Source organism: Ahrensia sp. R2A130 (assembly GCF_000179775.1).
Lineage (GTDB): Bacteria > Pseudomonadota > Alphaproteobacteria > Rhizobiales > Rhizobiaceae > Pseudahrensia.
The window spans coordinates 170,004-191,799 of sequence record NZ_AEEB01000022.1; the positions used below are offsets into that span (position 1 = coordinate 170,004).

The following is a 21,796-nucleotide window of genomic DNA, read 5'->3' on the forward strand; positions in this document are numbered from 1 at the left end:
AGCCGGATAGACCGGCACCGCTGATTTACTTTAAGGTAAGGAATGAGCGAGACCCGCACGTTGCGTTGCATAACACCCGCATGTTGCGGCGCGTAAAAAGAGCCCGGCCATGAACCTCCACTCCCATCCGGATCTGCAAACAGCGTCGCGCGCGGTGAACGCCCGCGTTGGGCGCGGCGTGACGGCGGTTCTTGGCCCCACCAACACCGGCAAGACCCACCTTGCCATCGAGCGGATGCTCGCTCACCCCACGGGTATGATCGGCCTGCCGCTGCGGTTGCTGGCCCGCGAGGTCTATTCCCGCGTGGTGGAACGTGTCGGGCCGGAAGCTGTCGCACTGGTCACAGGTGAAGAAAAAATCCGCCCCAAAGGTGCCCGCTTCATCGTCTCCACGGTGGAAGCCATGCCACCGGATGTGGATGTGCATTTTCTAGCCATCGACGAAGTGCAGATCGCCACCAATCTCGACCGTGGGCATACGTTCACAGACCGGCTGTTGAACCTGCGCGGCACGCACGAAACCATGTTGTTGGGTTCCGCCATTCTTCGTCCAGCGCTCGAGGCGCTGCTGCCGGGCATCAACATCGTCACCCGCCCGCGCCTCAGCCAGCTTCATTATGCTGGGTCTAAAAAGATCACCCGCCTGCCCCGCCGCTCGGCCATCGTCGCGTTTTCAGCAGACGAAGTTTACGCCATTGCCGAACTCATCCGCCGCCAGCGCGGTGCCGCAGCCGTTGTGCTGGGGTCGCTGTCGCCACGCACCCGCAACGCCCAGGTGGAGTTGTACCAATCCGGCGACGTGGATTTTCTGGTGGCGACGGACGCCATCGGTATGGGCCTGAACCTCGATGTCGATCACGTTGCGTTTGCGCAGGACAGCAAGTTCGACGGCTACACCCACCGCCGTTTGAAACCAGCTGAATTCGCCCAGATTGCGGGCCGCGCAGGCCGTCACTTGCGCGATGGCACCTTTGGCGTCACCGGCAATGTCGATCCGTTTGAAGACGAGTTGGTCAAGCGGCTGGAGGCCCACGAATTCCCGCCGGAAAAACTGCTGCAATGGCGCAACCGCGATCTCGATTTCAGCAACCTGACGAACCTGATGAACAGCCTCGACCAACCGTCGAACAATCCGGTTCTCGTCAAAGCCCCCACCGCGACCGACCAGCGCGCGCTGACAGCGATGGCCGCGACGCGCGATATTCGCGACCGCGCCCAAACGCCGGAACAGGTGGCATCGTTGTGGCAGGTCGCGCAGATACCGGATTACCGGAAGATTGCACCCGCCAACCACTCCGACATGTTGGGCACGATCTACCGCGACTTGGCTGACGACGGACATATCAATGAAGACTGGTTTTCCGCGCAGGTGAACCAGACGGATGTGACGTCCGGCGACATAGACGCCCTGTCCAATCGCATCGCCCATATCCGCACATGGACCTTCGTTTCGCACCGCATGGGGTGGTTGAAAGACGGCCCGCATTGGCAGGCAGAAACGCGGGCAATCGAAGACCGGCTGTCGGACGCTCTGCACGACCGCTTGACGAAACGATTCGTGGACCGCAGGACATCCGTGTTGATGAAAAGGCTGCGGGAAAACGCGATGCTGGAAGCTGAAATTTCTGCCACCGGTGAGGTCACCGTCGAAGGGCACCATGTGGGTGAATTGGCAGGATTCCGCTTCACGCTGGACGCAAGTGCAGATGGGCCGGACGCCAAGGCTGTGCTTGGCGCAGCGCAAAAAGCGCTGGCGACCGAGATCGACAAACGCGCAGACCGCATGGGCGCGTCTCCCAATTCCGATGTTGTGCTGGACAGTGACGGCACGTTGCGCTGGATCGGCGCACCGGTGGGTCGTCTTTCTGCCAGCGAAGACGCACTGAACCCTCGCGTGATTTTGCTCGCTGACGAACAGCTTTCCGGCCCGGCGCGCGATAAAGTATCGGCCCGCCTCGACCGCTGGATCGCCCATCACATCGACACGCTGCTGAAACCGCTGCGCGATCTGGCTGATGACAGCGATATGGAAGGCATGGCCCGTGGCGTAGCTTTCCGATTGATCGAAGCGTTCGGCACCGTCGCCCGTCCCGACATTGCAGACGACATAAAAGGGTTGGAGCAAAACCACCGCGCCACGCTTCGCCGCAAAGGCGTTCGCTTCGGCGCGCACCACATCTTCATTCCAGCGCTCCTCAAGCCAGCGCCAGCAGGTCTCGTGACACTGCTTTGGGCGTTGAAGAACGACAAGATGGAAGCGCCAGGTCGCGTCGAAATCGTCACCGGCCTCGCCAATGGCCGCACGTCGATGGTGGTGGACACGTCCTACGACAACGACCTCTACCGCCTCGCCGGTTTCCGCGCATTGGGCGCAAAAGCGGTCCGTATCGACATTCTGGAACGGCTGGCAGATTTCATCCGCCCCGCGATCTCGTGGCGCTACAATAACGACAAACCCACCGACCGCCCCGAAGGCGCATGGGATGGCGCGGGCTTCACCGTCACCAACGCCATGCTGTCGATTTTGGGCGCGACCCATGACGACATGGCCGATGTGCTGCGCGGCCTCGGCTATAAAGCCGAAAGCATGAAGGCTGACGCCGTAGAACGGAAGCAGGACCAATGGGATATTGCCGCCCGCGCGCCTAAACAGGCGGAGCCGGAAAAACATAAAAGACAGGAGACGACGGCAGAAAATATTTCGCCTGATGTCGCCGTGGAAGCGCAGGCAGCAGCCGTTGTTGCCGAACATATAGAAGCAACACCGGAAGTCGCTGAATTGGTCGAGCCTGCGGTTGCAGCGGAGCCCGCAAAAGAAACGCCCGACACGAAACCCGCCAACGATCCGATAGAAGCGCCCGAAACCACGGAAGTCGAAGCATCGGCTGCTGCGGCTGTCGCCGAACACATCGAAGGTGCACCCGGCGTCGAGACCGCAGCCGCTGCCATGGTTGCAGAAGCTGCAGCCGAAGAAGCAGTCGCTGCTGCCGAAAAGGCGCCTGAGAACGAAACCGTCGAGGAAGAAAAGCGCATCGACATCTGGCGCCCCGCCCGCGAACGTCGCCCCCAAGGCGGTCGTCCGCCGCGCCGCGACAATAGGCAGGGCCAGAACCGTGGTGGCAGCAAGCCGCAAGACGCGCGCGGCGACCGCCCACCGCGCAACAACAAAGGTGGAAAAGGCGGCGGTGGCGCTCAACGCAACGACAAACGTCCGCCAAAGGTCGAAAAACCAATCGACCCGGATAATCCGTTTGCCGCACTCATGGCCTTGAAGGACGACCTTTCACCGTCAAAAGGCGGTAAGGGCGGCAAACCCAAAAAGGGCAAATAGCACGTTGCTGTCTTGCGCCGAACTTGCCTGATTTCGAAACCCTGCCGCGACTGCGCGTCGATAAATGGCTGTGGTTCTGCCGTGTTGTCAAAACGCGGTCCCTCGCCTCCTCTCTAATCCGTGGTGGCGGTGTGCGGTTGAACGGCGAACGGGTCGCCTCGCCCAGCCGCGCGGTTGTGGCAGACGACGTCCTCACCGTCACACTCGACCGCCAGATCAAGGTGCTGAAGGTGCTGGACATGCCAGAGAGGCGCGGGCCGTACGAAGAGGCGCGGCATATGTATGAAGACCTGTCGCCCGTCATACCAAAGCGGGACCCTGCCACCCGCCCGTTGCCACAAGCCGTGCGTGAAGAGGGCGCAGGCCGCCCCAGTAAGAAGGAACGCCGTGAGTTGAACCGCCTGCGCGACACCGATTTATAAAGCCATCAAAGCGCCACTTTGGAACGCTGTTTCGCAAGCGTGATCGTCCGTGGCATTCCATCGCTTGTTTTCACGCAATTGCGCCGTTAACAGACTTGAACAGAACGCATATTCATCCAGCCTGAGGGGGCCAGCGCCTCAAATGACCTATCTCGTCACCGACAACTGCATCAAATGCAAATACATGGATTGCGTGGAGGTCTGCCCCGTAGATTGCTTCTACGAAGGCGAGAACATGCTGGTCATCCACCCGGATGAATGCATTGATTGCGGCGTTTGTGAGCCGGAATGCCCGGCCGACGCCATCAAGCCGGACACCGAGCCGGGCCTCGACAACTGGCTGAAAGTGAACACCGAGTTCGCTGAAAAATGGCCGAACATCATCGCCAAGGGCGAGCAGCCGGGAGATGCTGAAAAGTTTGATGGCGAAAAGGGCAAGTTCGAGAAATACTTCTCGGCAGAGCCGGGCGAAGGCAACTAGGCGTCTTCACCACAAGACCTAAGCTTCCAATGCAATAGCCCCCGATAACGTTGAAAACAGGCCGTTTTTAGTGTATGGGTTTCGCAACGCCAGCTTTCTTGTTCATGTGGGGTGTCGCGACTTTGTCCTGATGCCGAACTTTGGCTGCATTCCAGTGCCATGGCTCCATGCCGGGCAACATTGAATGCAGCTTTCCAACACGAACGACATGTCCTTGCGCCGGTCGCTAAGCGGTCCGACGTGAAAGACCTTGTGCAAGCCGGGGAAGCAACACGCTGCAAGCAGGGCAACTGCGTAGCGATTTTGGAATTGTGGTGCATCAGGCGTTAAACGACCGTGCATCCAGCAGGAGTGACAGACACATGGCCGCTAAGAAAGCTACTCAGCGACAGGGTTTTAAAACGGGTGAATTCATCGTCTATCCAGCGCATGGCGTGGGTCAGATCACCGAAATCGAGCAGCAGGAAGTGGCAGGTTTCGAGCTGGAATTGTTCGTCATCGAATTCGCCAAGGACAAGATGACGTTGCGTGTTCCAGTTCCGAAAATCGAAAGCGTCGGCATGCGCAAACTTGCCGAGCCGAAGCTTGTCGACAAATCGCTGATGACCGTACAGGGCCGCGCCCGCATCAAACGCACCATGTGGAGCCGTCGCGCCCAGGAATACGATGCAAAAATCAATTCCGGTGATCTGATTCAGATTGCAGAAGTTGTCCGCGATCTTTTCCGCTCCGACACGCAGCCAGAGCAGTCCTATTCCGAACGCCAACTTTATGAAGCGGCTTTGGAGCGCATGGCGCGCGAAATTTCTGTCGTGAAGAAAATTTCCGAAACGGAAGCCGTACAGCTCATCGAAGCCAATCTGGCAAAAGGGCCGCGTCGCGGACCAAAGCCTGAAGGTGAAGAAGAAGATGGTGCCGACGACAAAAAAGAAGCAGCGGCCTAATCGGCTGCAACTTCTTCGGTGCGGCCTTTAACAGGCCGCATCTGACATCTATTTTTCAAAGCCCACGCGCCGACCGGACCCATCGATGCAGACCTATCTCGAATTCGAAAAACAGATCGCAGACCTCGACGGCAAGGTGCGTGAGTTGCGCACCATGGGCGAGGCGGATGACGCCGTGAAAATTGACGACGAGGTCGCCAAGCTGGAGGCCAAGTCGCAGACAGCGCTTTCTGATCTCTACAAAAAATTGGACCCGTGGCAGAAAACGCAGGTCGCCCGCCATCCCGACCGCCCGCATTTCAAAGACTACGCGGCTGCGATGATCGAAGACTTCCAGACGCTTGCCGGTGATCGCGCCTATGCCGACGACCACGCTATTCAAACCGGTATCGGGCGTTTCCGCGGCCGTTCCGTTGCTGTCATTGGCCACGAAAAAGGCCATGACACGCAGTCCCGCCTTAAGCACAATTTCGGTATGGCGCGCCCCGAAGGCTATCGCAAATCCATGCGCATCATGGAAATGGCGGAGCGATTCAATCTGCCCGTCATTACGCTGGTCGATACCGCAGGTGCCTATCCCGGAATTGGAGCAGAAGAACGTGGACAGGCAGAAGCTATCGCCCGTTCCACCGAAGCCTGCCTCAATCTCAAAGTGCCGATGATCTCCGTTATCATTGGCGAAGGCGGGTCCGGTGGCGCGATTGCTATTGCTGCCGCGTCCCGCGTGTTCATGTTGGAACACTCCATCTATTCGGTCATCTCGCCGGAAGGCGCCGCCTCGATCCTGTGGCGCGACGCAACGCGGGCGCAGGAAGCTGCGACTTCGATGAAAATCACCGCGCAGGACTTGAAGCGCCTTGGGATAATCGACGGTATTATTTCCGAGCCCGTGGGCGGTGCCCATCGCGGAAGTTCGGACGTCATAGACGCCACATCCGATATGATTGAGGACGCGCTAAAAGAGCTCGACGGAAAATCAGGTGATGAACTGCGCGCAGAACGTCGCCAGAAATTCCTAGCTATCGGTCGCAACCTTTAGACTAGCGATCTGTAGCAAAGTGGCCACATAGCGTTCAATCCGCGCTCACTTGCGCGTGAGACCGCCTGCAGCGTCAAGACAACGTCAATATTAACGCGCTAATTAGTTTCAACGTCATTTCCGGCGCTGTCCAGATTACGAGCCCCATGAAGTTTCCAGCTATACCCACAGCGTTGAAACGACCTGCCATGTTGCTGGCCTCGCTTGCCGTGACCGGGCTGGTGCTATCGGGCTGTCAGGACAATCTGGCCGGGCTGGATACGAAAGCCAGCGTGCCTGTTCCGCAAAAGCTCGTGCGCCAGATGAAGGCCAAGAATATGGCCACCAACGCGCCGATCATGGTGCGCATCTTCAAGCAGGAAAACACGCTGGAGATCTGGAAGAAAACCCGCAATGGCCGCTATGCCATGCTGGCGGATTACGAAATCTGTAAATGGTCCGGCAAACTGGGACCGAAATTCAAGGAAGGCGACCGGCAAGCGCCGGAGGGCTTCTACAACGTAACACCCGCATTGATGAACCCGAGAAGCCAGTACCATCTGGCGTTCAACATGGGCTTCCCCAACGCCTATGACCGCTCCCACGGACGCACCGGCACACACCTGATGGTGCACGGCGCGTGTTCGTCGGCGGGTTGCTACGCGATGACAGACCAGCAGGTCGAAGTGATTTACGCCCTCGCCCGCGATGCGTTCAAAGGCGGGCAAAAGGGTTTTCAGATCCAGGCCTTCCCCTTCCGTATGACGGAAGAGAACATGGTTGCGAACCGCGACAACCAACATTTCGCCTATTGGCAGATGTTGAAAAAGGGTCACGACCACTTCGAGATTACTAAAGTGCCGCCGAAGGTGGATGTCTGCGAAAAGCGCTACGAGTTCAACACGGACTCCGCCGCTCGCTACCCGTCATCCGGCGCTTGCCCGATCCGAAAAATGCCGCGCAGCACCGCGTTGGCTTTCGTTCAGAACCAGTCGAAAAATGCGGAAGCGTTCGAAGAACTGTTGGCAAAGGCAGAGAAGCGTAAGCCGGTCGCTCTTTCACCCCTGACGCTCGAAGATGTTCTGCCCGGCGTGACCGTGGAGCAGCCAGCGCCCAAGCCTGCACCCGTGGAACCCACCACGATCGATCCGACGGAGCCTGCCGAAACCGTCCCGGTCGCCACAAGCACGACGCAGGCTGCGGCAAGTGATATCCAGACGACAGGCTCGGTCAAAACAGCCGAATAGCGCCTTTCATTTCGGACAGCCTTGCGCTATCGCACCGCAATAGGCCGACCCTACAATCGGTCAAACCCCGAAAGCACATCATGTTCCGCTCAATAGCACCCTACATCGCAGCCATGGCTGTGGTTGTGATTGCATCCAACTATCTCGTTCAGTTTCCGCTACAGGCCACGCTCGGCGGCGTAAATCTCGCCGACCTGCTGACTTGGGGTGCGTTCACCTATCCCATCGCGTTCCTGGTGACCGATCTGACGAATCGAAATTTCGGTAAGTCCCGCGCCCGCATGGTTGTCCTGACAGGCTTCTTTCTGGCGGTTGCCTTGTCGATTTGGCTGGCAACACCACGCATCGCGATTGCATCCGGCGCAGCTTTTCTGACCGCTCAACTGCTGGACGTCTCGGTCTTCGACCGCCTGCGTGCGAGCCAGTGGTGGAAAGCCCCGCTCTTCTCCAGCCTTATCGGCTCGGCACTTGATACAGTGCTGTTCTTCGCGCTGGCATTCGCACCGGTCTTTGCAATGCTGGACTTTGGCGGCGAACCCGGTTCGCTCGGTTTTAGCGTGCCATTCCTGGGTGTTGGCGCAGAAACGCCATTGTGGATTTCACTAGCAGCCGGCGATTTCATTGTGAAAATCGCGGTGGGCTTGGCGATGCTGGTGCCCTACGGCATCTTCGCCAAGCGGCAGATGCAGAGTGCATAGGAGGCGAAGAGCCGACCGGCGTTTATACGCCGCACTCGCGTAGCGAAGGCTGATAAGCCGACAGCGTGAGCGCAGAAAAGTTTAGCCAATCATTGCAGAAGCCCTGCGGCGTTTCGCGGGGCGTCTGCGTTTTGGCTCTTCTTCTTCAAAGAGCGCTGCAAGCTGCTCGGTCATCGCGCCAGCGAGTTCCTCGGCATCCACAATCGTGACGGCGCGCTTGTAGTAGCGCGTCACATCATGGCCGATACCGATAGCGAGAAGCTGCACTGGTGAGCGCTCTTCCACTTCCTCGATGATATGGCGAAGGTGGCGCTCCAGATAATTGCCAGCGTTTACGGACAGTGTGGAATCATCCACCGGCGCGCCGTCTGAAATCATCATCAAAATCTTGCGCTGTTCAGGTCGTGCCAACAGACGCTGATGCGCCCAGTCCAGCGCCTCGCCGTCGATATTCTCTTTCAACAAGCCTTCGCGCATCATCAAACCAAGGTTGCGCCGCGCACGACGCCATGGAGCATCTGCAGATTTGTAGATGATGTGACGCAGATCGTTCAGACGGCCCGGAGCTTGTGGCTTACCAGCCTTCAACCACGCCTCACGCGCCTGCCCGCCCTTCCACGCTTTGGTGGTGAAGCCGAGAATTTCGACCTTCACGCCGCAGCGTTCCAGCGTGCGGGCCAGAATGTCGGCACAGGTTGCAGCAACCGTGATCGGGCGTCCGCGCATGGAGCCGGAATTGTCCAGCACCAACGTCACGACAGTGTCGCGGAAGTCTGTGTCTCGTTCCATCTTGAACGACAGCGGCGCGGTGAGATCGGTGACGATGCGGGTCAGGCGGGCTGAGTCGAGATAGCCCTCTTCCAGATCGAAATCCCAACCGCGATCCTGCTGCGCCATCAAGCGACGCTGGAGACGGTTCGCGAGCCGGCCGACCACGCCCTGAAGATGGGCAAGCTGCTTGTCGAGAAACGCCCGCAGCCGTTCCAATTCAGCCTCTTCGCAAAGGTCTTCAGCACGAATTTCCTCGTCGTGCTCGGTCATGTAGGCCTTGTAGTCGATCTTCGGCGGCATATCGGAAAACGGAGTGTCGGGGCGCTGCGTCTCGCCAGGCGTTTCCGCAGGCTCCTCGTCATCGTCCATCATGTCTTCGCCGGTGGTCTCCTGCGCGTCCATGTCGCCGGTTTCTTGCTCGTCGCCCTCGGCATCCTGATCGTCGGGTTGAGCTTCTTCGGTTCCAGTGGATTCCTCGTTCTCGCGTTCGAGGTCTTCCTGGTCCTGCTCTTGTTCGTCGTCGTTACCGTCTTCTTCGGTCTCATTATCGGAACCGTCGGAGCCTAGCTCGTCACCCATTTCGAGGTCTTGCAGCAGGTCGCGGGTCGCTCGGGCAAAGGCATCCTGATCATCCAGCTGATCGCCCAACTTGTCGAAGGCATCGCCTGCACGCCCTTCGACCCAGTCGCGCCACTGGTCGACAACCGCTTCGGCGGAACGCGGCACGGCACGGCCCGTCAGCTTCTCGCGCACCAACATGGCAACCGCATCTTCCAACGGTGCATCGTCACGGTTGGTGACGTCAGCATGGCCGGCGCGCATATATTTATCTTCGAGCATATGGCCCAGATTATCGGCCATGCCGTCCATCGCACGGCAGCCGATAGCTTCAACACGGGCTTGCTCTACGGCGTCGAACACTGCGCGAGCATTGTCGCCTTGCGGCATATGTCTGGCATGGACGCCGCTGTCATGTTTCGCTCGGCGCAGTGCCATGGAGTCCGAAAGACCGCGCGTAACTGCGATCTCGGCAGCAGAAGGATTCCGGGAAGGCTCCGGCAAACGAACGCGCTGCCCAGCGATCCCCGGCTTTTCCTTGCCATAGGTAATTTCCAGTTCCGCATCCTGCGCAATCGCACGCATACAAGTCGCCACTGAAACCTTCAGCGGCTCCATATCGGCAATCGACGCGGTGTTGCGGGAGTTGTCACCGATAGTTGCGCCCTGAACGGTGGGCGGTGACTTGGGAAGCTGGGCCATCGAGGATTCCGCTTAAGCCAGCGCCACGTTGACGGCGCTTTCCTTCAGCTCTTCGCCGAAGGCGCGCTGGTAGAACTCGGCAACCAATGAGCGTTCCAGTTCGTCGCATTTGTTCAGGAAGGTCAGTCGGAAGGCGAAGGCGATGTTGTCGAAGATCACCGCGTTTTCTGCCCATGTGAGCACCGTACGCGGGCTCATGACGGTGGATAGGTCGCCATTGATGAAAGCAGCGCGGGTCATGTCGGCAACGCGCACCATACGGTCGATTGTTTCGCGGCCCTTGTCGTTCTGCCAGGTCGGCGTCTTGGCGATAATGATGCCTGCCTCATGGTCGTGGGGCAGATAGTTCAGCGTCGAGACGATGGACCAACGGTCCATCTGGCCTTGGTTGATCTGCTGTGTGCCGTGATAGAGGCCCGACGTATCGCCAAGACCAACGGTGTTGGTGGTAGCGAACAGGCGGAAGGCAGGGTGCGGTTCGATCACACGGCTCTGGTCGAGCAATGTCAGGCGACCAGCAACTTCCAGCACACGCTGGATGACGAACATCACATCCGGGCGACCGGCGTCGTATTCGTCAAACACCAGCGCAACATTGGTCTGCAACGCCCATGGGAGAATGCCGTCTTTGAATTCGGTTATCTGCTTACCGTCTTTGAGAACAATCGCGTCTTTACCGACAAGGTCGATACGGGAAATGTGGCTGTCGAGGTTCACACGAACCGTTGGCCAATTGAGGCGCGCACCGACCTGTTCGATATGGGTGGACTTACCCGTGCCGTGGTAACCGGTGACCATGACGCGGCGGTTGTGGGCGTAGCCTGCAAGGATCGCCAGCGTGGTGTCGTGGTCGAACAGGTAGTCCTTGTCCACCGGCGGCACATGCTCGGTCACTTCGCTGTAAGCGGGCACTTTCAGATCGGAATCGATGCCGAAAACTTCGCGAACGGAAACTTCGGTGTCTGGCAGATTGGCGTGATCGCTCATGGAAAAGGCTTTCGGCATGTCGGGTGCAAATCACCCGTATCGTGGCAGGAAATGTTGGCGTTGAGGCCGTCGCGTTTCCCCTAGCAGGGGCAGCGCGCGGCGCAAAGGGTGCGGTGTGCGCCACAATGGCGCTTTGCACCGGACCAGAAAACGAACTGGCAGTTTGGTTAGCAGAGACCCGCTTGTTTGAGATGTTTGTAGGCCTGAATGATCTGGCGCAAACGCTCTTCGGAAGAACGGTCACCACCATTTGCATCGGGGTGGTTCTGCTTCACCAGGGCCTTGTATTTCTTGGTGATGTGCTCGGAGGATGCGGTGGATGGCAGGCCAAGATCGTGCAGCGCTTTTTCTTCCAGACGCTTCAGCTTGCGCGGGCCATTGCCCTGCGGAATGCGCTTGCCGTCCGGCGTGTAGCGGGTCTTCACCTTGGAATGCCAACCCGGCGTTGCGCGTAGCGTGGATGGGTCCACGGCCTCGCCAGACTTACGGCCGCTCATCTTCCATGTCGGACGACCGCCGGTCGACGAATTTTCCTTCTGGAAGTTCGCGATCTCATCATCGGCCAGACCGGAGAAATAGTTGAAATTCTTGTTGTACTGGCGAACGTGCTCGATGCAGAAATTGAGATACTGCCCTTCGCGGTTGCGGCCCATGGGTGCCTTGTGCGCACCGGGGGCTTCGCAACCTTCCCACGCACATGTGTTGGCGGCTTTCGCCTCCTCTTCCTTCTTGCGCGCACCGCGCGGTTTGATGCGGATTTTATCGAAGATGTCGGAATTGGATGCCATGATCTGTGTATCGGTTTCCAGCAGGAGGGACGGCAAATTCCGGTCGGCGCTTCGCGACACGCGAAGCGAGGGTCCACCGGCAGATTTGCCGCATACGGTTGTATTACGAGGCCAAGACTTCTAGCCCAGTCATGAGCAAAAGGCCAGATGCAGTCTCTCAAGATGGGACTGTGCTGGCGCGACACAAGCCCGCAAGACAGGATAAGACCATGAGCGAAAAAGGCCCACTCGTTACCCAACTGGAGCAAAAGCTGAACGAAGCGTTCAATCCAGCGACGCTGGACGTCATCAACGAAAGCCATCTTCACGCCGGTCACCAGCCGGGTTTTGATGGGCAGGGCGAAAGCCATATTCGCATTCGTATGACGGCAGATCACTTCAACGGCATGAGCCGCGTGAACATCCACCGTGAGGTGAACGCCCTATGCGCCGACGAATTCGAAGCCGGCCTTCACGCGCTGGCTATCGACGTGAAGGGAACCGCTTAGGTTCGCGCCGCAGCAGCACCTGTTCCGGTTCCCGGAACGACGTTGCGGATACGCAGTTGCGCGATGCGGTTCTTCTCTCGCGCCAGCACGACGAAGCGCTTGTTGAAGAAGGTGAAGGTCTGCTTCTCTTCGGGGATCATCTGGGCGCAATGAATGACGAGACCGGCTACCGTGGTCGCCTCATCGTCCGGCAAATCCCAGTCCAGTGCGCGGTTGATGTCCCGGATCGGCAGGCCACCATCGACAATGACGGAGCCATCCACCTGCGGGCGCAGGCCGGGCAGTTCCTCGTCGTGTTCGTCTGAAATATCGCCAACGATTTCTTCCAGAATATCTTCCAGCGTCACCAGTCCTTCCACCTCGCCATATTCGTCAACCACGAGCGCGATATGGGCCTGGCGGCGCAGGAACGCGTTGAGCTGGTCCCGCAAAGATGTCGATTCCGGCACGAACCACGGCTCGCTCATGGTCTGGCGGATGTCGAAACGTTCCGCGTCATAATCAAGAGCCGCCAGCGCCCGCAGCATATCCTTCGCATGGATGAGGCCGATGATGTTGTCGTTATCGTCCTCCCACACCGGCAGGCGCGTGTGCTGTGCTGCCAGAATTTGCGCCACCAGATCCTTGGGCGGGTCATCGGCATCCACGCTCGTCATTACAGTGCGGTGGACCATGATGTCGGACAGTTCCAATTCGTGCAGGTCGAGAACCCCGCCCACACGGTCGCGGTCGTCTTTATGGACGGAGCCGTCACGGTTCAGCACATCGACGGTGCCACGCAATTCGTCATGGCCGGACAGCGCGTTCACATCATCATCGAGATCGACGCCGAGGGTTTTCAGCACCCAACGCACGATCCGCGAAATGACGAATGTTATGGGCCCAAAAATGATGACGATGATGTTCACCACCGGTGCCACCACAAGCGCAAAACGTTCGGCGTTGGAAATGGCCCACGTCTTCGGCAAAACTTCGGCGAAGATAACGACGAGGATCGTCATGCCGATGGTCGCATAGACCACGCCCAGATCGCCGAAGAGCGTGATGAACATGCTGGTGGCCAGGGCCGATGCCAGAATGTTGACGAGGTTGTTGGACAGAAGCAGCGAACCGATCAGTTTTTCCTGAATATCGATCAGCCGTGACACGAGCCGCGCGCGGCGGTTGCCCGCCTTCACCATGGAATGGATGCGCGCCTTCGATACGGCGGTGAGCGCCGTTTCCGAGCCGGAGAAAAAGCCCGACAGCATGATGAGAAACAAAATCGAAAGGGCGGTAATGCCGATGGCAAGCGTCATGGAGTAGTCCTGAAACGGAAGAAATTCGCGCGCCAGAATGTCGGACGCACTGCATCATATAGGTGCGAACAGCCCGTCGCTACCATGTGAAATTTTACAGTGTCAGCGCGGCATCCAGATGGCTGCGCACAGCGTCCGCTGGCACATCATTGGCAACGAAACTTTCGCCGATGCCCCGCGCCAGAATGAACGTCAGCGCACCGCGCGACACTTTCTTGTCCTGCGCGATGGCGTCCATCAACCGCTCGGTGGTGAACGCTTCATGGCCGGGAATTTGCGAAATGCGGGTTGGCAGACCAACGGCACGCAGATGGGCTTCGGCACGTTCCGCCACTTCCGGCCCGCAATGGTTCAAGCGGTTGGAAAATTCCAGCGCCATAACCATGCCAATGGACACGCCCTCACCATGCACGAGCCGGGTCGCGTCGTAACCAACGGCTGCTTCAAACGCATGACCAAAGGTATGGCCGAGATTGAGCAGGGCGCGGGAGCCGTGCTCATGCTCATCGGCTTTCACCACTTCGGCCTTGGCCTTGCACGATGTCGCAACCGCATGCGCCCGCGCTTCACCACCGGCGAACACTGCTGCATGATTGTCTTCCAGCCAGCTGAAAAACTCCGGTTGGTCGATCAATCCATATTTTGCGACCTCGGCATAACCAGCGCGCATTTCGCGCTCCGACAATGTGTCGAGAACAGCGGTATCGGCCAACACCAAACGCGGCTGGTTGAACAACCCGACGAGATTTTTGCCGTGGGGCGAGTTGATACCTGTCTTGCCGCCGACAGACGAATCCACCTGCGCCAGCAACGAAGTCGGCAACTGAATGAACGGCATTCCGCGCCGCACGATACCGGCAGCGAAGCCTGCCAGATCGCCGACCACACCGCCGCCCAGCGCGAGCAACACGTCGCCGCGCTCCATACCCGCATCGAGAATACCCTCGACCACGGTTTCCAGCGTGGCGTAGCTTTTAGAAGATTCGCCAGCCGCGACGCTGACGGTCTCAGTCTCGACGCCTGCAAATGCGCAGGACCCACGAACAGTTTCGCCGTGCAAAGCATCAACTGTCTCGTCGGTTACGATGACGGCGCGGCTGCCGGGGAAATTCAGCGCTATCCGTTCGCCTATGGATGTGAGGACGCCATCGCCGATGACAATGTCATAGGACCGTTCAGCCAATTCCACAGTGATTGTGTTGGCCATCATGTCAGCATCCATTGGTAGAGAGTTTAATTACTTCCAGTCGCGCTTTTCAGCGATGGCCGGCAGGTTTTCCGCCAGCAGATCGACCACCTCGCCTGCGATCACATCACGCGAAACGGTGCGTGATTCGATTTGCACATCGGCCAGCGCGTAGATCGGGTTCCGCTCTTCCAGCATGGCACGCATGGTGGCTTCGGGATCTTCCGTCTTCAAAAGCGGGCGATCAGAGCGACGCTGAACACGCTTCATCAGAATATCGATATCGGCATTGAGCCATACGGACACGCCGCCTTCAGCAATATCGTTGCGGATATCTTCGTTCATGAAGGCACCGCCGCCGGTGGCGAGAATTTTCTGCCCCTCGCCCATCAGGCGCTTGATCACCTTCTTTTCGCCCGTGCGGAACGCTTCTTCGCCGAACTGGTCGAAAATATCCTGCACGGACATGCCGGCAGCTTTTTCGATTTCCTTATCCGCATCGACGAATTCGATGTCGAGATATTGCGAGAGCCGCTTGCCGATGGTGGACTTGCCGACACCCATAATGCCGACGAGCACGATGGAACGACCACCCAGCGCGCGGCGAATGGTGCTGGAACGGTCGGCGATAACGGCGCGGTTTACGTCTTGGGTGGTAGCTGTGCTCACGGGTGTAGGTTCGGCTTCTTCTATTGAAAAGGAGGGCGGAGTCAGCGGTCAATCACCGCAAAACACCCCATTCGTCAAGTCTGATCGGACAGTTAGGCCTCTTTGCTACCCCGCAATTGAAAGAGCAATCCCTCATCGCTTGCCAGTCGCCATGCCCATTTGCCATAAGGAAACCCAGTGATGGTGCAGCCGGTGGCAGCGCAACACGCGCGCTTAGGGAGCCACGAATGCCAAGTCTGATTCGCTTTATCGTTTTTCTGGCGGTCCTCGCAGGGCTCGCTTACGGCGGCATGTTTGCGCTCGCCACAATGGTCGAACCGGAACAGCGTGAGATGCGCGTGAAAATTCCATCCAAGAAGATCAATCCGTAAACTGAATTGACGGACCGGGGCGAACAGACCGAACTTGCCTTGCTGAAGGGCGTCGCGCTTTTTGCGCAACTGACCGATCATGAATTATCGCGCATCGCACAATTTTCATCGCGCCTGACGCTGCACCGTGATGAGGTCCTCATCCGCGAAGGCGGCCCTGCCGACACACTGTTCGTCATCTTGCGCGGCAAGGTTGTCGTGTTGTTGGACAATCGTGAGATAGCCGAATTGCAACAGGGCGAACCGGTTGGCGAACTTGCTTTCTTTGCCCGCGGCAAACGAACGGCAGACGTGGTTGCGGCGCGAACCTCAACGGTGCTTGCCATCGAACGCGCGGGCTACGAAGCACTCGCGCAAGAGCTGCCGCTTCTCACGCAGCATATCTTGGAATCAGTCGCTGACCGTATGTCGCGCCTTACCGCACGGTCCCAGACGCTCGCCCCAAGAGCCGGTCATATTATCGCAATCGAAGGTGTTGGGGATACGCTGGTGCCCCTGCCATTCCTTGAAGCCTTGGAAAAAGCACTAACTCCAAACAGCAATATGACACTGCTTGGAGCGTCCGATCTGCCGAAAAAAGGCATATCGAATAAAGAAGTCGAAAGCTGGCTGCGGGATATGGAAAAAGGTGACGGCAGCCTCATCGTTATCTCAAGCGGAGATGACAGCGCAGCCTACCGCAAGGCCATCCGTGATAACTGCGACACCCGCCTCGCCTTCTTTGATACAAGCCAGTCAGCACCGGACGGCACGATGTCATCTCCTGCAGACCAGATCATAATTCTGCGCGAACATGCAGGCGACCCGCCGCCTTGGCTTGCCGCCGCAGATGCAGGAAAACCAGAATGCCTGCGCCACCACATAGCCAGAGACGATCCGCAGTGCTTTGCGCGGCTGGTCCGGTTTTTCAATGATGGAGCTTTGGGGCTGGTTCTCAGCGGTGGTGGGGCGCTTGCCACCGCACAATTGGGTGCAGTCGCGGCACTGCAGGATAACGGCTTCCACTTCGATGTGATGGGCGGCACGAGCGCAGGCGCGGGCACAGCAGGCGCGCTGGCGCTAGGGTTAGAACCACGCGAGATCATGCGGCGAACGGTCAATATCTTCGTCAAAAGCGGCGCGATGCGGCGCTTCACGCTGCCAATCCATTCTCTCATCGATCACAAATTTTTCGACGATCAGTTCCGTACACAATACGGCACCGGACCTATCGAAGATCTTCCGGTCAATTTCTTCGCGCTATCCACCAGCCTGTCCACGAATGACGCAAAAATTCACCGCTCAGGCCCGCTGTGGCGCGCGATTCGTGCCTCGACTTCTATTCCAGCCGTCTTGCCTCCTTTGGTGACGGACGAAGGTGAGGTGCTGATTGATGGCGCCTTGGTGGACAATGTTCCCCTCGCCACAATGCGCCAATTGAAAGCAGGACCGAACCTGATCCTGACGTTTAGCGCCGGGTCCGACTGGCGTGTCCATTCCGACTATGACGCCATGCCAACAAGATTGGGTACGGTCTGGCAGGTCGTTTCAGCTCCCTTCCGTCGTGGCCTTAGGCGGGGACCAAAGTTCCCCACCATCGTTCAAATTCTCATGCGAACCATGGTGGTGACAGCACGCCGAACTATGAACGAGATCGAACTCGGTGATGACGTCATCATGCCCATCCCGGTCATGCCCGGCATGGGGTTTCTGGAATGGAGCAAGGGCGAGCGACAGTTCGATTTGGCCTATAAGGGGGTCGATGAAGCGTTAAAAACTGCCGCCGCGGAGGGGCATTCCGGTTTGAACCAGCTTCGCGAAGCAGCGTCGAAACTGGACCGTCGGGACAAGGTATAAATCCAGCCAACTGGCACCCAAATTATCAACTTGGAAACCATGTTCGGCGACACTTGCGCCCATGCGTGATGACCTGACCATCGAATCCTTTCTTGAAATGATGAGCGCCGAACGTGGGGCAGCCGCCAACACGTTGTCCGGCTACGGCCGCGATCTCGCAGACTATTCCGCCCACTGCCGCAACACCCGCACCACAGTTATGGACGCCGGTGCAGAGCATGTACGGGGCTGGATGGCGCGTCTTGCAGACAGCGGCTGCGCAGCCTCCACGCAAGCGCGCAAATTGTCCGCCGTTCGCCAACTTTACCGCTTCCTCTTCTCCGACGGCCTGCGTGAAGACGACCCCACCGCAACCGTAGATCGCCCCAAAACCGGACGGCCGTTGCCGAAGGTCATCAGCGAAATCGACGTGGACCGCCTGCTGGGTGCAGCCCAAGACGCCGCCCGCAAAGGAGAAACTTCTGCCGCACGATTGCGGGCCGCGCGGACCTTGGCGCTGCTCGAATTGCTTTACGCATCCGGGCTGCGCGTCTCGGAACTCGTGGCTTTACGTTCCGCCACTATCACGCCTCAAACACGCTTCGTAAACGTGACCGGCAAAGGCGCGAAGGAGCGGTTGGTGCCCATCAGTGCTGCCGCGCTGGAAGCGGTCGAAGCCTACCGGCAAGCCGCGCGTGACCACAAACAAGCCCCCTCTGCCTGGCTGTTTCCCTCCCGCAGTGCAGCAGGCCACATCACCCGCCAGCACTTCGCTCGTGATTTAAAAGCGCTCGCTACATCTGCAGGGCTGCCGGCATCAAAGCTGTCACCACACGTGCTGCGCCACGCCTTTGCCAGCCACCTTTTGCAAAACGGTGCAGACCTGCGTGCCGTGCAGCAATTGCTCGGCCATGCCGATATCGCGACAACCCAAATCTATACCCATGTTCTAGAAGAACGGTTGCGCGACCTGGTCGAAACGGCGCACCCCCTCGCATTAGCGAGCTGAAACTTAGCCGCCGGTCACGATTTTCACGCGATCTCCGGTCTTTACAGCGCCACTCGCCCCAAGCCCGTTCAGCGCACGGAAAAGCTCTTCGGGACGAGATACACCGAACATTCGTTTGGATAGCCGCGCGACGCTGTCATTTGCACCAACCGTCACCACCCGCAGACGCAAAGGCGCAAAACGGGCCGCTTCCGTTTTCTTCAAACCACGGAAGGTTTTCACGATAGATTTTCCTATCGGACCTATATCCGCATTGGTGCGTGGCGCTGCCAGAATGAAGCGGTAGTAATTGTCACCCTTCGGCAAAACGTGGATTGAGAACTGCCAATCACCTGCCTGTGCGCGCGCCACTGCGCCCTTCATTCCGTTGATTGTGACCGGCGTTATGGAGCTTTCATCAAGCCCGTTTACCCAACCCGATGATATGTAATCGACCGCGCTTTTAGGCAGGCCTTTGCGTTCCACAGAATCAAAGCGCAACGCCATCTCGCGGGGGCCGGTTGCCAAAACCGCGGCATCACCATTCGTCAGGCTGAAATTCTCAGGCACCTGAAACGTCAGCCCCAGCGCGGTGTGGGCAAAGCGGTTGCCTCGCACTGTTCCCCCCGACGCATTTTCACCGAACACCATGCCGTCGATGCCCTTCAGGAACCGGTCGCGGCGCGTGTCGCCAACACTTGGCTGGCCGAAAGCCCGCGCGTGGCGTTCAGCAATTTCGATACGGCGAGGTGTAGAGGGGTGCGATGTCGACATGTCGTTGGACACGCGATTGACCGCTGAACGCCATGCCGTGAAACCATCCATAGAGCGCAAGAACCGCGCCGCCGCGTAAGGGTCGAAGCCAGCACGGCCCGACAATTTGATGCCGATGGCATCCGCTTGCAGCTCTTGGTTTTGCGAAAAGGCCTGCAACCGTTCTTTTGTAGATTTTTGCGCCAACCGGCCAACGATAGGGTTTGATACCACATTGGTTGCCACCTGATTGGCCAAGTCCTGCGTCTTGGATTTTCGACTGCGGGCGACACCGTGATTGGCCGCAACGTGCGCCATTTCATGCGCCAGAACGGCAGCAACTTCAGCCGCATCATTCGCCAGCGCGAGCAACCCGCGCGTGATGTACAAATAGCCACCGGGCAGCGCAAAGGCGTTTACCTTAGGCGAATCGAGAATGGTGACGGAATAGGCGCGGTTTTTCTCACGTGTTTGGGACACAAGGTCCGCCGTCACCAAGGCCACGAGTTCCTCCAACTGCCGGTCGGAATAAGCACCGCCATTTTGCGCCACTATACGTTCGTGATTTTGCGCACCAAGCTTTGCCTGCGGATCGCGGGCCTGCACGGAATCCACTGTGACCTGTTCATTACCCACCTCACCTTCCACCCGCGCGCCCTCGTTAGGCAGCAATGCGGACTCGATGGAATCTTCACCGGACAAGAAACGACAGCTCTGCAACGCCAGCAGCGAGCAAAGCAAAACCGGCAACACAGCGCGTTTCGACCTAACGGCGAATGGCAGGTTCATTGAGAAAACGGATTTGAGAAACATGAAACAACCGGATGAGGGGCCCCCGAGCCAATTCGACCAAACCGCGGACTTCGACCCGACGCCCTTGCGCCGCAATCAGCTCATCCACGTTTCCGTTGAACCGGCCTGCCCCCGTCTTGGCAACAGATATGGTGAAGTCTTCGGCCCAGTTCTGGCCGAAATTGAGATAGAGGCGTCTTTTTCGGTCGCCAATCGATAGAATACGACCGGAAACAACGGCAAACAGGCCCTTCTTTTCAGCAATTGCGGCTGGATTTTCGGCAGGAAACGCCATGTTTTCACGCCACCACCCCAATTTTGCAGCGCGACCGGCATCTTCCGCCTTCCGTAACTGCTTAAGACACTCACCAGCCAGGTTACGGCTGTAAATGATGCCTTTTCCAGCTTTGAGCCAAGTTTCCTGTAAAAACGAATCGCCTTGCCCAACCATAACGGCGATGCGCCCGTAGCGGTCGGGTTCGGAAATTGGGTGCAGCGAAATGGCCTCGCTTTTCATCGCGATCGGCCTTTCGCTGTGCAGGCCTGCAATAACGTAACGCTGTTCGCCTACCCGCAGTTGAAACCCCAACGAGGTACCGCCATCAGCGATTATGCCCGAGACCGGTTTTGCTGAACGGCAATTTGCAAACGCAGAAGTCGCTAAACTGGCAACAACGGCGGCAATGATGAAAACGGGAACCATTTCTTCAGTCTGGGCGGCCATGTTGAGGCTTGCAACCGTGTCGGTTAAAGCCAGCCACGCCTCGTCCGTATTGCCTCGTATATCTTGGAGCTAGCCCTTTGAATTTCCTGCGCCCGATCTACGACTGGACCCTCGCGCTTGCTGCTCACCCGAAGGCCGTTTGGCTTTTGGCACTGGTGGCTTTTGCAGAATCATCGTTCTTTCCCATTCCGCCTGACGTGATGCTCATCCCCATGATCATCGCCGCACCGCGCCGCGCTTTTCTACTGGCAGGCGTTGCCACCGCAGCTTCGGTAGCGGGCGGCCTGTTCGGCTATTTCATCGGGGCGCAGCTGTTCGGCATCGCGGGCCAACCGCTTCTGGCCTTCTATGGCGGCGAAGAAGCCTTCGCGAAATTCTCCGCCCTTTACGGCGAATGGGGAGCGTGGATCGTACTCGCGGGTGGCTTCACGCCCCTGCCCTTCAAGGTCATCACCATCGCCAGCGGTGTCACGGGCCTGAACATCGGCACATTCCTGATCGCGTCCATCGTCGGGCGCGGCGCACGATTTTTCCTGGTTGCTCTGCTTCTGTGGAAATTCGGCCCGTTCATCAAAACCATGATCGACCGCTGGTTCGGCCCACTATCGTTGATAGCTCTCGCATTGCTGATCGGTGGATTTGCCGTGTTGAAGCTCATCTAACCCAAGACTATGGTGCGCCTCGCGCGGCCCCATAGCTCAGCAGGATAGAGCGCGGGATTCCTAATCCCGAGGCCATTGGTTCGAATCCAATTGGGGTCACGCG

Annotated in this window: 20 protein-coding genes and 1 tRNA gene; 13 read left to right on the top strand and 8 right to left on the bottom strand. The window is 58.4% G+C overall.

The annotated features are described in order from the left end of the window. Positions 1-109: 109 nt before the first annotated feature. From R2A130_RS14175 to R2A130_RS14205, 7 genes are all read left to right on the top strand, one after another. Positions 110-3,331 carry a helicase-related protein gene (locus tag R2A130_RS14175; protein ID WP_009758484.1) on the top strand — a complete coding sequence of 1,074 codons (3,222 nt, stop codon included), beginning with the start codon at positions 110-112 and terminating at the stop codon, positions 3,329-3,331. 23 nt (positions 3,332-3,354) lie between these two features. Then, positions 3,355-3,753 carry an RNA-binding S4 domain-containing protein gene (locus R2A130_RS14180; protein WP_009758485.1) on the top strand — a complete coding sequence of 133 codons (399 nt, stop codon included), beginning with the start codon at positions 3,355-3,357 and terminating at the stop codon, positions 3,751-3,753. A 142-nt stretch (positions 3,754-3,895) separates the two neighbouring features. Further along, on the top strand, positions 3,896-4,234 hold the full coding sequence (gene fdxA, locus R2A130_RS14185; protein WP_009758486.1) for a ferredoxin FdxA: 339 nt from the start codon (positions 3,896-3,898) through the stop codon (positions 4,232-4,234). A gap of 362 nt (positions 4,235-4,596) precedes the next feature. After that, positions 4,597-5,178, top strand: coding sequence for a CarD family transcriptional regulator (locus R2A130_RS14190; RefSeq protein WP_009758488.1), 582 nt, complete (start codon positions 4,597-4,599; stop codon positions 5,176-5,178). An 85-nt stretch (positions 5,179-5,263) separates the two neighbouring features. Then, entirely contained in the window at positions 5,264-6,217 is a 954-nt protein-coding gene (locus R2A130_RS14195) for an acetyl-CoA carboxylase carboxyltransferase subunit alpha (protein ID WP_009758489.1), read from the top strand. A gap of 146 nt (positions 6,218-6,363) precedes the next feature. Then, a complete protein-coding gene (locus R2A130_RS14200) occupies positions 6,364-7,443 on the top strand; it encodes a murein L,D-transpeptidase family protein (protein ID WP_156798542.1) in 1,080 nt (359 codons plus the stop codon). Positions 7,444-7,523: 80 nt separating this feature from the next. Beyond that, the gene (locus tag R2A130_RS14205) at positions 7,524-8,141 is read left to right on the top strand and encodes a VUT family protein (RefSeq protein WP_009758491.1); all 618 of its coding nucleotides are present in this window, start codon (positions 7,524-7,526) and stop codon (positions 8,139-8,141) included. An 81-nt stretch (positions 8,142-8,222) separates the two neighbouring features. Here the strand turns inward: R2A130_RS14205 and cobT are convergent, their stop codons facing one another. From cobT to R2A130_RS14220, 3 genes are all read right to left on the bottom strand, one after another. Continuing rightward, entirely contained in the window at positions 8,223-10,172 is a 1,950-nt protein-coding gene (gene cobT / locus R2A130_RS14210) for a cobaltochelatase subunit CobT (protein WP_009758492.1), read from the bottom strand. A gap of 12 nt (positions 10,173-10,184) precedes the next feature. Next, positions 10,185-11,159 carry a cobaltochelatase subunit CobS gene (cobS, locus tag R2A130_RS14215; RefSeq protein ID WP_040306193.1) on the bottom strand — a complete coding sequence of 325 codons (975 nt, stop codon included), beginning with the start codon at positions 11,157-11,159 and terminating at the stop codon, positions 10,185-10,187. Positions 11,160-11,326: 167 nt separating this feature from the next. Continuing rightward, the gene (locus tag R2A130_RS14220) at positions 11,327-11,947 is read right to left on the bottom strand and encodes a J domain-containing protein (protein ID WP_040306195.1); all 621 of its coding nucleotides are present in this window, start codon (positions 11,945-11,947) and stop codon (positions 11,327-11,329) included. Between the two features lie 209 nt (positions 11,948-12,156). Here R2A130_RS14220 and R2A130_RS14225 point away from each other — a divergent pair, with 209 nt between their 5' ends. Beyond that, entirely contained in the window at positions 12,157-12,435 is a 279-nt protein-coding gene (locus tag R2A130_RS14225) for a BolA family transcriptional regulator (protein ID WP_009758495.1), read from the top strand. On the opposite strand, the gene R2A130_RS14230 is transcribed toward R2A130_RS14225, so the two are convergent. From R2A130_RS14230 to R2A130_RS14240, 3 genes are all read right to left on the bottom strand, one after another. Continuing rightward, the gene (locus R2A130_RS14230) at positions 12,432-13,733 is read right to left on the bottom strand and encodes an HlyC/CorC family transporter (RefSeq protein ID WP_009758496.1); all 1,302 of its coding nucleotides are present in this window, start codon (positions 13,731-13,733) and stop codon (positions 12,432-12,434) included. The genes R2A130_RS14225 and R2A130_RS14230 overlap by 4 nt on opposite strands. A gap of 94 nt (positions 13,734-13,827) precedes the next feature. Beyond that, positions 13,828-14,955: a 3-dehydroquinate synthase gene (aroB, locus tag R2A130_RS14235; RefSeq protein ID WP_009758497.1), complete on the bottom strand. Its 1,128-nt coding sequence runs from the start codon at positions 14,953-14,955 to the stop codon at positions 13,828-13,830. 15 nt (positions 14,956-14,970) lie between these two features. Continuing rightward, positions 14,971-15,588, bottom strand: a complete 618-nt coding sequence (locus tag R2A130_RS14240) for a shikimate kinase (protein ID WP_009758498.1) — start codon at positions 15,586-15,588, stop codon at positions 14,971-14,973. A 227-nt stretch (positions 15,589-15,815) separates the two neighbouring features. On the opposite strand from R2A130_RS14240, the gene R2A130_RS14245 reads away from it, so the two are divergent. From R2A130_RS14245 to R2A130_RS14255, 3 genes are all read left to right on the top strand, one after another. Further along, positions 15,816-15,959, top strand: coding sequence for a hypothetical protein (locus R2A130_RS14245; RefSeq protein ID WP_009758499.1), 144 nt, complete (start codon positions 15,816-15,818; stop codon positions 15,957-15,959). Between the two features lie 6 nt (positions 15,960-15,965). Then, the gene (locus tag R2A130_RS14250) at positions 15,966-17,795 is read left to right on the top strand and encodes a cyclic nucleotide-binding and patatin-like phospholipase domain-containing protein (protein WP_009758500.1); all 1,830 of its coding nucleotides are present in this window, start codon (positions 15,966-15,968) and stop codon (positions 17,793-17,795) included. A 61-nt stretch (positions 17,796-17,856) separates the two neighbouring features. After that, positions 17,857-18,783: a site-specific tyrosine recombinase XerD gene (locus tag R2A130_RS14255; protein WP_009758501.1), complete on the top strand. Its 927-nt coding sequence runs from the start codon at positions 17,857-17,859 to the stop codon at positions 18,781-18,783. 3 nt (positions 18,784-18,786) lie between these two features. On the opposite strand, the gene R2A130_RS14260 is transcribed toward R2A130_RS14255, so the two are convergent. Continuing rightward, a complete protein-coding gene (locus R2A130_RS14260; RefSeq protein ID WP_198008751.1) occupies positions 18,787-20,328 on the bottom strand; it encodes a M48 family metalloprotease in 1,542 nt (513 codons plus the stop codon). Then, a complete protein-coding gene (locus R2A130_RS14265; RefSeq protein WP_009758503.1) occupies positions 20,282-21,031 on the bottom strand; it encodes a nuclease in 750 nt (249 codons plus the stop codon). Before R2A130_RS14265 ends, R2A130_RS14260 begins: the two co-directional genes overlap by 47 nt. Before the next feature lie 77 nt (positions 21,032-21,108). On the opposite strand from R2A130_RS14265, the gene R2A130_RS14270 reads away from it, so the two are divergent. Both R2A130_RS14270 and R2A130_RS14275 read left to right on the top strand, forming a co-directional pair. Then, positions 21,109-21,693, top strand: a complete 585-nt coding sequence (locus R2A130_RS14270) for a YqaA family protein (RefSeq protein ID WP_009758504.1) — start codon at positions 21,109-21,111, stop codon at positions 21,691-21,693. 25 nt (positions 21,694-21,718) lie between these two features. Continuing rightward, a tRNA-Arg gene (locus R2A130_RS14275) sits at positions 21,719-21,792 on the top strand. The last annotated feature ends 4 nt before the right edge of the window (positions 21,793-21,796 follow it).

What these genes read in the sequence shown, in the direction of transcription:
- R2A130_RS14175 (WP_009758484.1), top strand. Translation starts at nt 110, where the DNA reads ATGAACCTCCACTCCCATCCGGATCTGCAAACAGCGTCGCGCGCGGTG.
- fdxA (WP_009758486.1), top strand. Translation starts at nt 3,896, where the DNA reads ATGACCTATCTCGTCACCGACAACTGCATCAAATGCAAATACATGGAT.
- R2A130_RS14190 (WP_009758488.1), top strand. Translation starts at nt 4,597, where the DNA reads ATGGCCGCTAAGAAAGCTACTCAGCGACAGGGTTTTAAAACGGGTGAA.
- R2A130_RS14195 (WP_009758489.1), top strand. Translation starts at nt 5,264, where the DNA reads ATGCAGACCTATCTCGAATTCGAAAAACAGATCGCAGACCTCGACGGC.
- R2A130_RS14200 (WP_156798542.1), top strand. Translation starts at nt 6,364, where the DNA reads ATGAAGTTTCCAGCTATACCCACAGCGTTGAAACGACCTGCCATGTTG.
- R2A130_RS14205 (WP_009758491.1), top strand. Translation starts at nt 7,524, where the DNA reads ATGTTCCGCTCAATAGCACCCTACATCGCAGCCATGGCTGTGGTTGTG.
- cobT (WP_009758492.1), bottom strand. Translation starts at nt 10,172, where the DNA reads ATGGCCCAGCTTCCCAAGTCACCGCCCACCGTTCAGGGCGCAACTATC.
- cobS (WP_040306193.1), bottom strand. Translation starts at nt 11,159, where the DNA reads ATGAGCGATCACGCCAATCTGCCAGACACCGAAGTTTCCGTTCGCGAA.
- R2A130_RS14220 (WP_040306195.1), bottom strand. Translation starts at nt 11,947, where the DNA reads ATGGCATCCAATTCCGACATCTTCGATAAAATCCGCATCAAACCGCGC.
- R2A130_RS14225 (WP_009758495.1), top strand. Translation starts at nt 12,157, where the DNA reads ATGAGCGAAAAAGGCCCACTCGTTACCCAACTGGAGCAAAAGCTGAAC.
- R2A130_RS14230 (WP_009758496.1), bottom strand. Translation starts at nt 13,733, where the DNA reads ATGACGCTTGCCATCGGCATTACCGCCCTTTCGATTTTGTTTCTCATC.
- aroB (WP_009758497.1), bottom strand. Translation starts at nt 14,955, where the DNA reads ATGGATGCTGACATGATGGCCAACACAATCACTGTGGAATTGGCTGAA.
- R2A130_RS14245 (WP_009758499.1), top strand. Translation starts at nt 15,816, where the DNA reads ATGCCAAGTCTGATTCGCTTTATCGTTTTTCTGGCGGTCCTCGCAGGG.
- R2A130_RS14255 (WP_009758501.1), top strand. Translation starts at nt 17,857, where the DNA reads ATGCGTGATGACCTGACCATCGAATCCTTTCTTGAAATGATGAGCGCC.
- R2A130_RS14260 (WP_198008751.1), bottom strand. Translation starts at nt 20,328, where the DNA reads ATGTTTCTCAAATCCGTTTTCTCAATGAACCTGCCATTCGCCGTTAGG.
- R2A130_RS14265 (WP_009758503.1), bottom strand. Translation starts at nt 21,031, where the DNA reads ATGGCCGCCCAGACTGAAGAAATGGTTCCCGTTTTCATCATTGCCGCC.